The organism is Rheinheimera tilapiae, assembly GCF_042432165.1.
Classification (GTDB): Bacteria; Pseudomonadota; Gammaproteobacteria; order Enterobacterales; family Alteromonadaceae; genus Pararheinheimera; species Pararheinheimera tilapiae.
On sequence record NZ_JBHLXP010000001.1, the window covers coordinates 1,613,987 to 1,628,742 of the forward strand.

The following is a 14,756-nucleotide window of genomic DNA, read 5'->3' on the forward strand; positions in this document are numbered from 1 at the left end:
GCGCTTTTGGTCGTTTGCCTCAGATCGCGACAGCGGCAGTATCATGAACGGGCGCTGGCCCATACTGTGCCGGCCGTTGGACATGCTGCTTTATCAGTCTTGGCCAGCGCGCAGAGAAATTGACAAGTTGCCGGGCACCCGGCCAGCCGCCGCGACGTTTTAATACCCGCACTTCAATACCCTGATCGGCAGGGCTCAGCGCCAGACTAAGGCCTACCGGCAAACTGAGCTGTGCCTGACCGGCGGGACGGAGCAAAAATAATTCGGCCTGGCCTTCTGCGGCAGCTAGTTGCAGGCGCTTCAGCCGGGCGATATCCAATGCGTGCTGCCACAGCAACACTGTGCTGCAACAACCACTTTTCAGGCATTGCTCCGCTGCCCACAACGCATCACGATCTTGTGCTCGCACGTCCAGCAATTGCCATAACGGCAGGCCCTGACTGCTCAAGAAAGGCGCATGCAGCTGAGCCGGTGTGTTGATATACGCCTGTAACTTGCCAAGTCTGGCCTGCTGTTGCAGATAAGGTAATAACAGCCGGAATTCACCAATACCAAAGGCCGTGCGCAGTTCAATCACCTGCTGCGTGGGCCAGCCACCACCAAGAAGCAGATCCAGCTCGGCAAAACCAGTCGGAGCCAAAGCTTGTTGCGCCGGGGGGGCGTCATTCAGGCACCAGATGTGGCCCTGTTGTTTCAAATCGGACAGTTGCATGCCAACACCAAAATACTGTTTATATATACAGTATATGTGTTCTGTTTTATGTCGCAAGAGGGCGGCGGAAAAAATCTGGCGGGCCTTATTGGCTGGAAAATAGCTGCAGCTCTGTAACCAGAGCTGTCCCATTTCTGCTACCGCTGATAAAAAATCTGATAAAAATGAGGCAGATAAATATTTGGCGCCGGTCGCAGTTTGCAGTATTTGTTACAGTCTGCAACCTGTCATTCACAACTAATTTCGGCTGATGTGCGACTCTGTAGATGATGTTGCAAACAGGAGAGCCATCATGCGTATTTTCACCTTTATCGTTTGTTGTATCGTCACTAGTGCAAGCGTTGCCGCCGAACCGCAGTATGTGGCAGCAGACTCGTCAATGGAAACAGCATTATGTATCAGTGCCGCCACCTCAGATCGGCTGGATTTTAAGCAGGACCTGCAACACAATCGCATTCGTCCGGCGGTTGTTGCGAATAAACTGCAGTGTAACGATCAGCCGGTCGCCAATTTTGCCTTGCAAGCCGGTAATACCGCGGTGTATCAGCATCTGAAACAATATGTCAAAGGCCATGTGGATATTCAGGATATCGCTGCAGTGCCCGGGCAGAGTACCGTGATGGTGCGTGGTCGCTGACACTTGCCGGCGATAAAAAACAAAGCCCGCGCAATATTTGCGGGCTTTTTGCTGACAGCGATTTCAGACTTAGGGTAAATCAAACAACAAGGCAAATACCGGTTGCGTACCACTGACAAACTGCCAGTCAGTCAGATCGGCGATTTTCACGCCATCGCCATCCTGCAGCGTGATCTCAGTGTCTGCACTTTTCAGGCTGAGTGGCCCGGAAATCAAGTGTACGTATAGTTTGCGGCCCGCAGCCGCCTGATACTGCAACTGACTCTGGGCATCCAGTCTGAGTTGATACAGCTTTGCATCCTGTTTCAAATGCAGACTGCCGGCTTCACCGGTTTTTGACGCCACCAGCGTCAGACCTGGTGTTTGGGCAAACGGCTTTTGCTGGTAACCTGGTTCACCCCCAACGCTGTCCGGTTCAATCCAGATCTGCAGGAAATGCAGGTTTTTGTCCGGATTGGCGTTAAATTCACTGTGCATAATGCCACGGCCTGCGCTCATCAGCTGAAATTCACCGGCCGGCAGTTCTGCCACTTCACCGGTCGAATCGCGGTGAGCGATGACACCATCCAGCACCAGACTGATAATTTCCATATCACGATGGCCATGGGTATCAAAACCGGCGCCTGGCGCGACCTGATCGTCGTTGATGACGCGCAGGGCGGAGAAGCCCATTTGCGCCGGATCGTAATAACGGCCGAAGGAAAAACTATGGCGGCTTTGTAACCAGCCAAAATTCGCACTGCCGCGTTGGCTGGATTTTCTTAATTCAATCATAAGGTAACTCCTGAAAACCTGTTTAACGAGAAGCCAGGCAACCCGAAGGTTGCCGTCGTATGTAGAGCCGGCTTAAGCCAGTTTTTTCGCCAGCCAGTTATCGATGGCAAAGCGACCAGCGCCGCTGAAGGTCAAAGCCACGCTGATAGCGAGCAGTGACAGGGCAAATTCATAACCGTTGTTGCTCATAAACAGGCCGTTGGCAAAGTGCACGCTGAAAATCGCGACCAGCATCGTGATGGCCAGCACAAAGGCTGCCGGGCGGGTGAGCAGACCCAGGATTAACGCCAGACCACCAAAGAACTCAGCACCACCGGCCATTAATGTCAGTGGAATGCCCGGGGTCAAACCGATGCTTTCCATCCAGCCGGCAGTGCCCTGCAGACCATAACCGCCAAACCAGCCAAACAGTTTTTGTGCGCCATGTGCAGCGAAGATGATGCCGGCTGGGACCCGCAGCGCCAGGCTGGCGATGCTGTTGTTTGAATCTTGTGTGTTTTGTACGAAAGTTTTGATTAAGTTTTTCATTTGTATTGCTCCAATATGCTGTTGAGGTTCTGCTGCATTCGCCGTTACTACCTGCGTTACTGCGTGCGTTCTGCTGCGTTGAGATAAATGTAACCGGCTTGATATTCTGAAAAAAGCGGAATAAATTGACTCTCATGTTCAAAATATTTGAATAAAAGGAGTTCAGCAGATGGCGCTACAGCCAGTGTTAACCCTTGACGCGCTTAGAGCGCTGGATGCTATTGATCGTAAAGGAAGTTTTGCTGCGGCCGCCGAATCCTTATATAAGGTACCTTCAGCGCTGAGTTACACCATCGCCAGGCTGGAAAGCGACCTTGGCGTGCAATTATTTGACCGAAGCCGGCAAAAAGCCCAGCTAACACAAGCTGGTACTCTGTTATTACAACAAGGCCGGCATTTATTGCTGGCCAGCCGGCAATTAGAGGAAGCTGTGCGCCAGCTCGATACCGGCTGGGAGCGTCAGCTGGTGATTGCGGTGGATTCAGTGGTGCCGTTACAGCCGTTGTTTAGTCTGATTGACCAGTTCCATCAGCTCGGCAGGCTGACGCAGATTATGCTGACAGAACAAGTGATGGCCGGTGGTTGGGAAGCGTTACAAAGTGGCCGGGCCGATATAGCCGTCGGTTTATCCGGCGAAGGCGTCTCCGGACAGTTTCAGCTGCAGCCAATGGCGCAGATGGATTTTGTCTTTGCTGTAGCGCCGCATCATGAATTGGCGCAGCTGAATCGGGCGGTGACACAGCAGGATTTACAGCAACAAACCGCCATTGTCGTCAGTGATTCTGCGCTGGATTTACCAGCGCGCGATTCCGGTTTATATGACAGCCGCCGCCGGGTACTCGTCAGCAGCATGCAGGCAAAAATTGCCGCGCAGCAGGCCGGACTTGGTGTTGGCTTCTTGCCCAAGCATCTGATTAGCCAGGCGATCCAAGCGGGGTCACTGATTGATAAAGCCTGCGAGGTGCCCCGGGCCGGAACCATGATGTATCTGGGCTGGCGCCGGCAGGCGCAACCCGGTCAGGCACTCCTGTGGTTCACTCAGCAACTGAGCCAATATGACTGGGCCGCCGTATTCCAAAGCGAGCTGACTTAAAGAGGAAAATATCGATGCAATTGGGTGATCATCAAGGGGTGATCTTTGATTTAGACGGTACACTGGTCGATTCAAAGCTTGATTTTAGTGTCTTATGTCAACAGCTTGGTTGGCCGGCTGGCACGCCTATTCTGGAGCATCTGGCGACGATCACAGACAGCAACGAATACCTGCGTGCTGTCACCATCATTGAACAATTTGAACTGGCAGGGGCACAGTCCGCAGACTGGATGCCCGGAGCGGCCGAGTTGTTAGCGCTGTTGCAACAATATCAAATTCCGACGGCGATCCTGACCCGCAATATGCGCAGTGCTACCCAGCATTGCCTGCAACGGCTTGGCATTGCCGTCGATCTGGTGCTGACGCGTGAAGATGCGCCGGCCAAGCCGGACCCGACCGGTTTACTGATCATTGCCGGACATTGGCAAAAAGCGCCGGCCGACTTATTGTTTATTGGTGATTTTCATTTTGATCTCAGTACTGCGCGTGCGGCGGGTATGCCGAGTTGCTTATATCTGAATCCGGACAATGGTCACTACCGCGATCAGGCCGACTTTGTGCTGCAGCATTTTGCTGAACTGGCGCAGCGTTATCAGCAAAAAATGACACCGGTTACATCTAGTTAGATAACTATTTGCATTTAAATTACACATTATTGGTAAAACATGGTAAAAACCGCAGAACATCAGTCAGATCAAAGACATTTATCTGATAGATTGCTAGACTCAGTGCAGTTCCAGTAGTCATTTCTACCCGGCATCGATGAATTTTGTGCCGAATCAAGGGTGTGGCGTGTCAGTTGCGAAAATAAGTCCGTCTCAGGTCAAAATTGGTTATTTCATTCAGTTACCGGTGAACTGGATGAAGCACCCTTTTCTGACCAATAAATTCAAAGTAGAAAATCACGAACAGATCGCCATTATCCAGACGTTGGATTTGGAGTTTGTCTATTTCTTTCCAGATAAAAGCAGTGTGGAAAATAATGACGATGCTGCACCTGCTTCAGAGTTGGCCCAGCACGCCAGTGAATTACGCTATCAGCTGGAGCGCGAAAAAAACGAGCGGATAGAGCAGGCGAAAGAACAGCGCCGGCAGTTGCAGCGCACCGAAAAGGCGTTTGAAAAGTCGATGGTGCAGGTGCGTAATGTGATGTCCAAAATCGGCAGCCGGCCCTTACAGGCGGTCGATGAAGCTACAGAGCTGGTGCATCAGATCGCCGATACCATTATCAATGCCGATTCGTTAGTGCTGCATCTGATTTCACAAGCCAACAAAGAACAGGAAAGCATCTATTTTCATGTGCTGAACGTCTCGGTGTTATCGATGATGTTGGCGAAAAATCTCGGCATGACTGCAGAACAGGTCAAACTGACCGGCCTCGGCGCTTTATTTCACGATATTGGCAAACTAAAGATCCCGACGCAAATTCTGCGTAAGACTGAAGCTTTGACCGCGCCGGAAGCGAACCTGCTGAAAATGCATACCCGCTATGGTATCGAATTGCTGAAACTGACCGAATCTTTTCCAAAAACGGCCTGGCCTGTGGTGGAACAGCATCATGAATATCTGGACGGTACCGGTTACCCAATGGGCCTCAAAGAGGCAGAGATCGATGCGATGGCCAAAGTGGTGGCTGTGGTCAACGAGTTTGATAATCTCTGCCATCCTGTTGATGTGACCAAAGCACGTTCACCGCATCACGCGATGTCTTATTTGTTTAAAACGATGAAAGGCAAATTGGGTGCCAATGAAATGGGCCAGTTGATCAAAATGATGGGCGTATATCCGCCAGGCACTATAGTGCAGCTCAGTGATGACAGAGTGGGGCTGGTGATGTCCGTCAACAGCGACCAGCTGCTGTATCCGAATGTACTGGTGTATGACTCGCAAATCCCAAGGCTGGAAGCCCCGGTTATTTCACTGCAAGAAGGCAAACTCAGTATCAGTAAAGTATTAAAGCCTTCAGCCTTGCCGCAGGCCGTGTACGAATATCTGAATCCGCGGGCACAGGTCAGTTATTTTATTCAGGGCAACGAACGTAAGTAGCAGCAGATCTCGTCTGATCTATTGCCTCTCGTCGAAATCCAACCAGATACCAACCAGGCCTGAATTTTCTGCTGCAATACTTGCCAGCGCTGTTCCGGCGGCGGAGTCTATCGATGCTGCAATCCAATCTGTTTTTACTGCTGGCCGCAGCCATCTGGGGCTTTGGCTTTGTTGCGCAGCGCCTTGGCCTGGAGAATTTGGGGCCTTTTGGTTTTAACGGTGTGCGGTTTCTGATTGGTGCGCTGAGTTTATTGCCATTGTTGCTGTGGCAAAAACGCTGTGATGGTTTGCAGGGCGCGGATATCAAAACCATGTGCCGCGCCGGGTTACCGCTTGGGTTCTTATTGTTTGTCGGCGCCAGTCTGCAACAGGCAGCACTGCAGTTTACCACTGCCGCGAAAGCGGGTTTTATCACTGGCTTGTATCTGGTATTGGTGCCTTTACTCGGCTTATGGCTGCGGCATAAAACCAGTGCCAATACCTGGGTGGGTTGTCTGATTGCGTTATCTGGCTTGTATTTTCTGTCGGTAACCAGTGATTTTGTCGTGAATCCGGGTGACTTGTTGCTGTTCGTCGGCGCTTTTTTCTGGGCGGCACATTTGCTGGCGATTGATCATTTCGCCGGTAAAATGACGCCAGTGTTGCTGGCGATGTTGCAGTTTATGGTCTGCGGTACTTTAAGTCTGCTGCTGGGGTTCTGGCTTGAGCCGATCAGCGTTACCGCTATTGTTGCTTGTGCCGTGCCGTTGTTGTACGCAGGTGTTATCGCAACGGGTGTGGCATATACGCTGCAAATCGTCGGTCAACGTCGCGCGCATCCCGCCCATGCCGCCATAATTCTCAGTCTGGAAACCGTGTTTGCCGCTATCGGCGGGGTTTGGTTATTGGGTGAAACCCTGACATCCCGTGCTTTGCTCGGTTGTGCGCTGATGTTAATCGGCATGCTTCTGTCACAACTACCGCTGCGCTGGTTAGCACGCGCCTGGCGCTTGCCCGCAAAAAGAGCCTGAAGTCAGAACTGCAGGTTAAATAACAACTCAGCTAAATCTGGCTGCCAATGGTACTGCGCCGGCACTTTAATTCCCCGTAACAATACACCTTCGGCCCTTAATAACGCGCTTTGTTCCGCCGCTTCCGCACTGCCGGGCGCAAACGCCAGACTCAGATTACTGCGCACGACCCGATACCAGGGCAGTGGCGATGGGCTATACCCCAGTGCTTTGCCTACCAGACGGGCGCGGCCCGGTAGGCCGGCTAAATCAGCGATTTGGCCATAACTGGCCACCTTGCCGGCAGGGATTTGTTGCACTGTCTGCCAGATCCGGCTGTAATGTGGGTTCATCTGCACCTGATACCAGTAAAGTTTTCGGAGTCTTTATGCCTGCAGCCACTATTCCTGTCAAATTGCTTGAGAAGCCGGAACCACCCGGCAGTAATGAATGTTGCGGTAGCGGTAGCTGCTGTCCTTGTGTCTGGGATTATTACCGTGAGCAAATGGCTTTGTGGCAGCAACAACAAAAAGAATGTGCTGACGCAAAAACAGAAACAGAATAAGCCGCTTTACTTGCTCAAATCGGGTTTCCTGATTAGTGTTCATCAAGTGCCGGATGGTCGCCGGCTTTGAGGATATTGTCGTATGGCGGGAGCTGACATCGGATCTTTGCAAAGCAGCATATTGTTCAGTGTGCTGGTGTTGTTTATCGCGACCACCGCCTATCTGCTGTTTATTCGTTCGCTGCCTGGTCAGCCGAATGCACATCAACGCCGTGCTTTAAAGCTGTTCAGCTGGTTTTTCCTGACTGAATTTCTGGCGTATCTGGTGTATTGCCTGCGTTTTATCGACCTGTATTTATTCTCTGTTGTTTTCAATAACATGTTGTATTTATGTGGCGTCTATCTGTTTTATTGCGGCATCCGGCTGCGCTACCAACTCGAGATAAGCCTGCGGGTCATTGGCTGGATCGCCCTGCATGTGTTGGGGTTAGCTGCAGCGATGTTCTGGTTTACGGCGGTGTATAACGAAATTTTTATTCGTTTACCACTGGCGCTAGGCTCGTTCTGTATTCCGGTATTGATCACGTTTTCACTGATCCGGCAGCAACAGAGACCCGGTAATCTCGGCGACCGTGTTTTATTATTGTGCACTGTAGCCGCATTGTTGTTGATCCCGCTGTTGTATCCAATCTTCGGTTATTTACTCAAACCCGACCAGCAAGGCCAGCTGATGGTGATGACACTGGTGACCCTGACGTTGGAAACCTTGTGCATTGGTGGGCTCGCAATATCTTATATTTATGATTTGATTGATAAACTTCGAAGTGACGCCAATACCGATAAACTGACGCAAAGCAGCAATAGGCGCTACTTTTTTAAAGTTGCGCCACTGTTTCAACAGCGGGTGGGGGCGGGAGAAAACATCAGTCTGGTGCTGCTGGATATCGATCATTTTAAACAACTGAATGACCGCTATGGCCATCAGGCCGGCGACGCGGTGTTACGCCATTTCGCTGCCTTGTTACGCCAGCTGCTGAGTAACACAGATCTGATTGTGCGTTATGGCGGTGAAGAGTTTTTGCTGGTATTGCCGGGGTATACACCGGCGCAGACATTGCCACTGCTTCAACAGTTTCAGGCGCTGTTACGACAGTCGCCGCTGCTCTATGAAGGCGAAGAACTGGCCGTGCGCGCCAGTTATGGTGTAGCTGCATTACACGCCGGTCAGGACATTGATCATTGTGTACACCGGGCTGATTTAGCTTTGTATCAGGCCAAAGCAAATGGCCGCGACACGGTCGTTTTAGACAGTCTGGGCGCCACTTCCTAAATCATTTCAGCATGGTATAGTACAGCGCATGCCGCATCCGGCGCTAGGGCGTGTTGACGTTTGGTTGTTTGGTTTTGTTCGAGTTGGTGGCGTTTTGGGCGCGAAACGAGGCGCGTGGCATAGTTATTCTATGTGAGCAACGAGTGACAAAGCCCAAAGCGCCACCAAACGAACCCGCAGGGCAGCGTTTGGCTGCTCTTTCTGCTGCGTTAGTGCTCGTTTGTGTAGAATAACTACACGGCTCTCGCACTGCCTTGCATAAAAAGCTGCCAAACTGCTGCAAAAACAAACACCAAACATCAACACGCCCTATATAACGATAACAATCAATTCCGGGATCCCTATGACCTCAACACATGACGTGCTGGCTGGCCAAAAACAATGGCTGGGCCATCCGGTCGGACTCTTTGTCTGTTTTTTTACTGAAATGTGGGAGCGTTTTGCCTTTTATGGCTTAAAAGCGCTGCTATTTCTCTATCTGACACAACATCATTTATTCAGCGATAAAAATGGTTATCTGCTGCTCGGGACTTACGCCGGGCTTGCCTATGCGCTGCCGGTGGTCGGTGGTTTGCTGGCGGATAAATACCTCGGCATGCGAAAAGCGGTGACTTTTGGCGGCGCGCTGATGGCTGTCGGCATGTTAGGTATGGCGTACAAAGGCACTCAGGCCAGCGCCGAAAACGGTGCCGATTTAGTTGCATTGCAAGTGATGTACGCATCGTTGGCATTGGTTGCAGTAGGGGTTGGTTTCCTTAAACCGAATATCTCCACAATCGTCGGCCGACTTTATATCGATAGTGACCCCCGCCGCGATTCTGCCTTTACGCTGTTTTATATGGGCATCAACTTAGGCGCAATTTTCTCCAGTTTATTTGTCGGTTGGATTGGTATTGCTTATGGCTGGGAATATGGCTTTGGCTCGGCCGGTATCGGTTTATTACTCGGCCTGGTGGTGTTTTTAAAAGGCTCAAAACATTTCCACGGCCAGGCAGAGCCGGCAAACCCAGCGCTGTTGACGGAAAAAGTAGGTGGTGTTCGCCGTGAAACGCTGATTTATCTGCTGGCATTAGTTGGCGTGGCTGCTGTACAGCAGATCCTGCAGATCAGTATCGACTTTGGCGCTTTAGGCACTTTGCTCGGTATGGCGCCAGGTGCTGAAATCACCGCAACTGAAGTAGTTGCGGTGGCATTGACGCTGGTACTGATGGTCTGGTGGTTTAAGTTTATTTTCATCCAGTGTAACGCGCTGGAACGCGCCAACATGATCATGTTGATGGTGTTAACCGCCATTTCTGCGGTGTTCTGGGGCCTGTATGAACAAACTTATGGCAGCTGGCTGGCGTATTCAGATCGGGTAATGGAAAGCCCGACTTTTGATTTAGGCTTGTTCAGCTTTGCGTTTAATTCGTCACAACTGACCTTTGTTGCGTCGTTTTTTATTGTACTGCTGGCGTTCCCATTTGCCTGGTTATGGCCATGGCTGGACCGCAAAGGTTGGAATCCGTCCGCGCCGAATAAGTTTGGCGTGGCGTTGTTATGTGCAGGCCTGGCCCATTTTATTCTGCAATATGCTGCGCTGAATCCGCTGGAGAGCGGACTGGCTGGCTTCTGGTGGTTTATTCTGGCGTATTTTGTCTTGGTAATTGGTGAGATGGCGTTATCGCCGATTGGCCTATCGGCGGTGACGGCGTTATCCGTGGCGCGGGTGGTCAGTCTGATGATGGGCGTCTGGTTCCTGGCATCGGCCTTTGGTGAAATGATCGCCGGCCGTTTTGGTGCCTTAGCGTCAATGCCGGCAGGTACTGCTGTGCCGGATGCACTGAATATCTACGCCAGTGTATTTGCCACTTTAGGCTGGGTGGGTCTTGGCTCGGCGTTATTGATGTTTGTGTTGTCACCAGTACTGACCGGTTTGATCCGCCGCGCCCAGCAAACACAGGGCTAAACCGATGCAGCAGCTAATCATCTGGCAGGACAAAGCTGTGCAGCAGCTGTTAGGTTGGCGCAGTCGATGTGCACATATTTGGCAGCAGCTTGACCTGGCGCAGCGTTGTTATTTGTTGTCTGCTTTATTGGTCGTTGGCTGGCTTGGCACATTCAGCACACAACCCCTGTTGTTGGGTCTGCTGGGTGTGACACTGTTTGGCGCCGTGATTAGTGATATCTGGCAAGGATTTGTGCGGATTTGGCATAGCCTGCCGGGCAAGGCTTTTATTCTGGTTTGTTATGCCGTGTTAGCTAATTTTTGTTTTGCGCTGGCTGACAGTTCCGTCAACAACCTGATTGGTGTGCGCCCCGAAGTGGTGCCTTTTAGCGTCAACCTGACCCTGATGTTACTGGCGCCGTTCTGGAGTTTCTTACTGGCTTTTGCATTGCTGACGTTATACCTGTTGTTGCACACCATTAAAGTGATGTTGTTGCTGATGCTAAGGCCACTTGGCGTGCGAAGCCATCACATTTTAAATGGCAGCTATCCAAAGCTGTCTTTGATGGCGCGGCTGTGCTTTTTGCCGGTAGTCTTTATGTATATGGCGGCGGCGATGACTGGTTATCTGACCGGTAATACTGCAGCCTTGCAGATGTTTCAGTCAGAGGATGCTGCACCGTCGTCAGTGGTGATGCCGGGGACTACCGATACGCCGAATCTTGCTGAACCTGAAGATCTGAATATTAATCTGTTTGGTCCTGAGTCTTCGGGGATCCGGGGTTTTAACCCGGAAGTGCCCTGGATTAATAAAACCGTCGCCTGGTTTTTATATCAGGTGGAAAGCCTCGGTAAATCGCAGTGCTTGTTGCAAGGCGACGAACACTTGGTGCATCTGAATGACTATGAAGTCCTGGTCATCACACCAGACGGCAAACGACCCTATGGCTACCGTTATCAGGTTCGTGCTTGTGGTTCGCCGTCGTTACCGGATTTCACCCGCAAACAGGCGCCTGCCGGCCAATAATCGCAGTGTGATCGGCTTCCAAACTAGCCCGTTCAGTAGACCCAGAATCCAGATATGTCCAGAGAAAAACCGGTGAAAGCCGGTTTTTTGTTTTTTCTATCAGTACTTTGACAGAGTGCATTCACCTTCCTATACCTTTGTGAAAAGCGGGACATGGAGGGCGCAAATTGACATGCAAATCCTATCTGGCATGGAGCTGTTGGTTGGTATCCTGCACCTCTGTGGCGGCTGACTTTAATCAGCAGTTCAGCATCATTAACGACAATTCTTGGTTATCCGGCTTTGAGGACCAGGCATCACAGGCTTCCAGGGCTCTATTCACGTGGGACTGGCAACTGGAGACTGGGCCACAGTGGTTGGTCGCAGGCAATCTAAAAGCATTTCGTGGCCGCAACGGTGAACTACTCACCGGTAATGTGCAGGGCATCTCTAATATCGATGCCGAACATTTCAGCAAGATTTACGAACTCTATCTGCAGTACAAATTTACTGATGAAACCCGATTGAAGTGCGGACAAGTAGACGCCAATCTGGAGTTTGCCTTTGTCCCCGTCGCCGGCGGCTTTATTTCACCGCCTTTGGGCATTACACCAACAGCTATAGCGCTGCCAACTTATTACGACCCAGCCGCATCCTGCAGTGTGTTTTACGAACCTGCACAGGGGTTTCAGTGGATGGCGGGGTTATTCGCCGGGCAAGACCATACCAATTTTTCTTCGCAGTTTATGGTGGCCGAAGGTCGTTATGTGACGGCTCAAAGCCGCACTTCGTACGGTTATTGGCACCACCACGGTGACTGGACCACCCTCAATGATCTGCAGTTAAGAGCCATTTCTGGTTGGTATCTGAATCATCAGCAGCAGGTTAGTGATCAAATCACGCTGTTTGCGGTCTGGTCCGGGCTCAATGACGATGTCGATGTATTGCATCAACACCGCATGTTGGGGCTGGTGTGGGAGTTGCCGGTTGCCGGACACCAGTTAGGCCTGATGCACAGTACTGTGACTGCGCAGGACCGGCAATCTGAGCAGATGATTGAAGGGTATTGGCAGTGGGCTGTGACGCCGCAAGTACAACTGCAGCCAGTGCTGCAATGGGTACATCATATCGATCCAGCGCTCGACCATAGCCTGGTCGCGACGCTGCGACTGATGACGCAATTCTGAAGGGAGATAGACATGACGTTGCGGGACAAAGCGAATTGGGGGCTGTGGCTGATTTTTGGCCTGTTTGTCGCGGTTGCCGGTGTTGGCTGGTGGGGCAATCAGCAGCAAGGACAAGTGCTGACACGCACAGTTCAACAAGCCTGGCCGGCGATGGAACAATCAGGCAATGCAGTCGCTTTGGTCGATGAACAACTCTTTGCCATGGAGCAAATGTTACAGGGTCTGCCGATTGATAACACCGCGGTTGGACAAAGAGAAAAAGACCTGTCTGAGGTGATCGATAAGTTGGCTGCAAATCCGCTCCCGGAGCCTGGGCGGCTAAACACGCTGCAAACGACACTCGCGCAATTTATTGCGGCGCAGCAGCAACTGAGTCAGCGCTTTGCCAGTTATTTACAGCAGTCGAATGGTCTGGATAAGACTGTGGCGCAAATTGTTGATATCGGCGAAATCGTCGAAGAAGTCGGCGATAGTCAGGTTGAAACGCTGATAAAAGCACCACGTCAGCCCATCACCTGGGAGGGCGGGCTACAACGTAAATGGGACGCTGCTGATGGCGGGATGGAAGCCAATATCGGCTTTTTCCGGCAGTTGTATTTTCTGGAGCAAATCAAACGGCGGGGGCCAAAAGCCGAACTGGTTAAAGAGCTGGATGACTCCATTGCTTTCCAGCAAGAAGCGGTGGATGGTCTGGTCGCGACCGGTTTATTTGCCATTCCGGCGCCACCACGTTTTGGCGACGGCACCTTGGGCGATACCTATCTGCAGTTATTTGAACAACACAAACAGCAGATCAAATTGACATTGGATGCCTTAGTACAGCTGCAGAAACAGCAGGCAGAGTACCGACAGCACAGCGCGTCGTTAGTCAACGCTTTACACAATCTGCAACAGTCGCTGGATGCCAGTACGTCAAAAATTGTGGCGCAGGGGCCTGAAACGGCCGGTTATGTCGCCAAACTCTTGCTGACTACTGGTGGTGTGACACTCATCCTGCTGATCCTGATTGGGACCTACGTGCGTCGGGGCATGCTAGCGCAGTTACATCAGGTCGCGAAAAATCTGCACGACGTCGCTAGTGGGGATGGTGATCTGACCCGGCGGCTGGAAGTCAAAAGCGATGACGAGCTGGGCCGGATCGCCGAGAACTTTAATGTGTTCGCCAGCAAAATTCAGCACATAGTGCAGGATATCCACCAAAGTGCACAGGTACTCATTGATGCCAGTGCGCAAAGCCAGCATCTGTCGCAGCACTTGAAGCAGGAGGCGGAAGATACTGAGCATCATAGTGCCGGCCTTGCCAGTGCGATGCAGCAACTTGATCATTCGGCACAGGATATTGCGAACAGTTGTGGCATCGTCGTGAAACAGTCAGAACAAACTTCAAGTGCAGTATTGCAGGGCAATGCCGCCATTCACGGCACTATCAGCCAAATGCAGCAAATGAGTGACACCGTGCATCAGTCTGCTAATGCGTTGCAGCAACTGACCGCCAAAGCGGAGAAAATTGATCAGATAGTCGGTGTGATCCGCGGGATCGCCGAGCAAACCAACTTGCTGGCATTGAATGCGGCGATTGAAGCGGCGCGCGCGGGTGAACAAGGTCGTGGTTTTGCCGTGGTCGCTGAAGAGGTGCGCAACCTTGCGCAGCGGGCTGAATCGTCTTCGAGGGAGATCTCTGCTGTTATTGCTGAAATTCAGCAGGAAACCCGTTTGTCACATCAGCAAATGCAGCAATCGGTCGTGCTGGCCGATCAGAGTATGCAGGCCTGTGAAGAATCTGGCACCGCATTAGCTTCGGTACAGGACCAGATTAAATCGGTTGTTGAGCAAATCAACCGGATGTTTAATGCCACGACTGAGCAAGCACAAACGCTCAGTCAGATGCTTGGTCAAATCCGTGAAGTGGCGTCGCTGGCATCTAACTCCAGTCATGAGGCGGGGAGCGCATTACAGCTCATTGATGGAATGCAAGGCCGGGCGCAGGATTTAAACCGCCTGGTGGCACAGTTCCGCTTCTGA

15 protein-coding genes are annotated in these 14,756 nt (G+C 51.6%); 11 read left to right on the forward strand and 4 right to left on the reverse strand.

Translation table 11 applies throughout. The features are described 5' to 3' along the window. Window positions 1-19: 19 nt before the first annotated feature. Window positions 20-712 (reverse strand): translesion DNA synthesis-associated protein ImuA, encoded by a 693-nt coding sequence (imuA, locus tag ACFFJP_RS06915; RefSeq protein WP_377241801.1) that lies wholly within the window; start codon window positions 710-712, stop codon window positions 20-22. Window positions 713-1,004: 292 nt separating this feature from the next. Between imuA and ACFFJP_RS06920 the strand changes: the two genes are divergently transcribed. Then, the gene (locus tag ACFFJP_RS06920; protein WP_377241803.1) at window positions 1,005-1,349 is read left to right on the forward strand and encodes a DUF3718 domain-containing protein; all 345 of its coding nucleotides are present in this window, start codon (window positions 1,005-1,007) and stop codon (window positions 1,347-1,349) included. Between the two features lie 69 nt (window positions 1,350-1,418). Here ACFFJP_RS06920 and ACFFJP_RS06925 read toward each other — a convergent pair whose 3' ends face one another. Then, on the reverse strand, window positions 1,419-2,123 hold the full coding sequence (locus ACFFJP_RS06925) for a pirin family protein (RefSeq protein ID WP_377241805.1): 705 nt from the start codon (window positions 2,121-2,123) through the stop codon (window positions 1,419-1,421). Between the two features lie 72 nt (window positions 2,124-2,195). Then, window positions 2,196-2,651: a DoxX family protein gene (locus tag ACFFJP_RS06930; protein ID WP_377241807.1), complete on the reverse strand. Its 456-nt coding sequence runs from the start codon at window positions 2,649-2,651 to the stop codon at window positions 2,196-2,198. A gap of 169 nt (window positions 2,652-2,820) precedes the next feature. Here ACFFJP_RS06930 and ACFFJP_RS06935 point away from each other — a divergent pair, with 169 nt between their 5' ends. The 4 genes from ACFFJP_RS06935 to ACFFJP_RS06950 all read left to right on the forward strand — a co-directional run bounded on the left by ACFFJP_RS06935 (window position 2,821) and on the right by ACFFJP_RS06950 (window position 6,800). Beyond that, a complete protein-coding gene (locus tag ACFFJP_RS06935; RefSeq protein WP_377241809.1) occupies window positions 2,821-3,744 on the forward strand; it encodes a LysR family transcriptional regulator in 924 nt (307 codons plus the stop codon). 14 nt (window positions 3,745-3,758) lie between these two features. Then, on the forward strand, window positions 3,759-4,370 hold the full coding sequence (locus ACFFJP_RS06940; RefSeq protein ID WP_377241812.1) for an HAD family hydrolase: 612 nt from the start codon (window positions 3,759-3,761) through the stop codon (window positions 4,368-4,370). Window positions 4,371-4,506: 136 nt separating this feature from the next. Further along, window positions 4,507-5,790 (forward strand): cyclic di-GMP phosphodiesterase, encoded by a 1,284-nt coding sequence (locus ACFFJP_RS06945; RefSeq protein WP_377241814.1) that lies wholly within the window; start codon window positions 4,507-4,509, stop codon window positions 5,788-5,790. Window positions 5,791-5,903: 113 nt separating this feature from the next. Continuing rightward, window positions 5,904-6,800 (forward strand): DMT family transporter, encoded by an 897-nt coding sequence (locus ACFFJP_RS06950; protein WP_377241816.1) that lies wholly within the window; start codon window positions 5,904-5,906, stop codon window positions 6,798-6,800. Between the two features lie 2 nt (window positions 6,801-6,802). Here ACFFJP_RS06950 and ACFFJP_RS06955 read toward each other — a convergent pair whose 3' ends face one another. Next, window positions 6,803-7,132 carry an MGMT family protein gene (locus ACFFJP_RS06955; protein ID WP_377241819.1) on the reverse strand — a complete coding sequence of 110 codons (330 nt, stop codon included), beginning with the start codon at window positions 7,130-7,132 and terminating at the stop codon, window positions 6,803-6,805. Between the two features lie 35 nt (window positions 7,133-7,167). On the opposite strand from ACFFJP_RS06955, the gene ACFFJP_RS06960 reads away from it, so the two are divergent. From ACFFJP_RS06960 to ACFFJP_RS06985, 6 genes are all read left to right on the forward strand, one after another. Further along, entirely contained in the window at window positions 7,168-7,344 is a 177-nt protein-coding gene (locus tag ACFFJP_RS06960) for an oxidoreductase-like domain-containing protein (RefSeq protein ID WP_377241821.1), read from the forward strand. An 82-nt stretch (window positions 7,345-7,426) separates the two neighbouring features. Further along, window positions 7,427-8,614: a GGDEF domain-containing protein gene (locus ACFFJP_RS06965; protein ID WP_377241823.1), complete on the forward strand. Its 1,188-nt coding sequence runs from the start codon at window positions 7,427-7,429 to the stop codon at window positions 8,612-8,614. 343 nt (window positions 8,615-8,957) lie between these two features. Next, window positions 8,958-10,562: a peptide MFS transporter gene (locus tag ACFFJP_RS06970; RefSeq protein WP_377241825.1), complete on the forward strand. Its 1,605-nt coding sequence runs from the start codon at window positions 8,958-8,960 to the stop codon at window positions 10,560-10,562. A gap of 4 nt (window positions 10,563-10,566) precedes the next feature. Beyond that, a complete protein-coding gene (locus tag ACFFJP_RS06975; protein ID WP_377241827.1) occupies window positions 10,567-11,568 on the forward strand; it encodes a hypothetical protein in 1,002 nt (333 codons plus the stop codon). A gap of 203 nt (window positions 11,569-11,771) precedes the next feature. After that, window positions 11,772-12,734, forward strand: coding sequence for a carbohydrate porin (locus tag ACFFJP_RS06980; RefSeq protein WP_377241830.1), 963 nt, complete (start codon window positions 11,772-11,774; stop codon window positions 12,732-12,734). Window positions 12,735-12,746: 12 nt separating this feature from the next. Beyond that, window positions 12,747-14,756 carry a methyl-accepting chemotaxis protein gene (locus tag ACFFJP_RS06985; RefSeq protein WP_377241832.1) on the forward strand — a complete coding sequence of 670 codons (2,010 nt, stop codon included), beginning with the start codon at window positions 12,747-12,749 and terminating at the stop codon, window positions 14,754-14,756.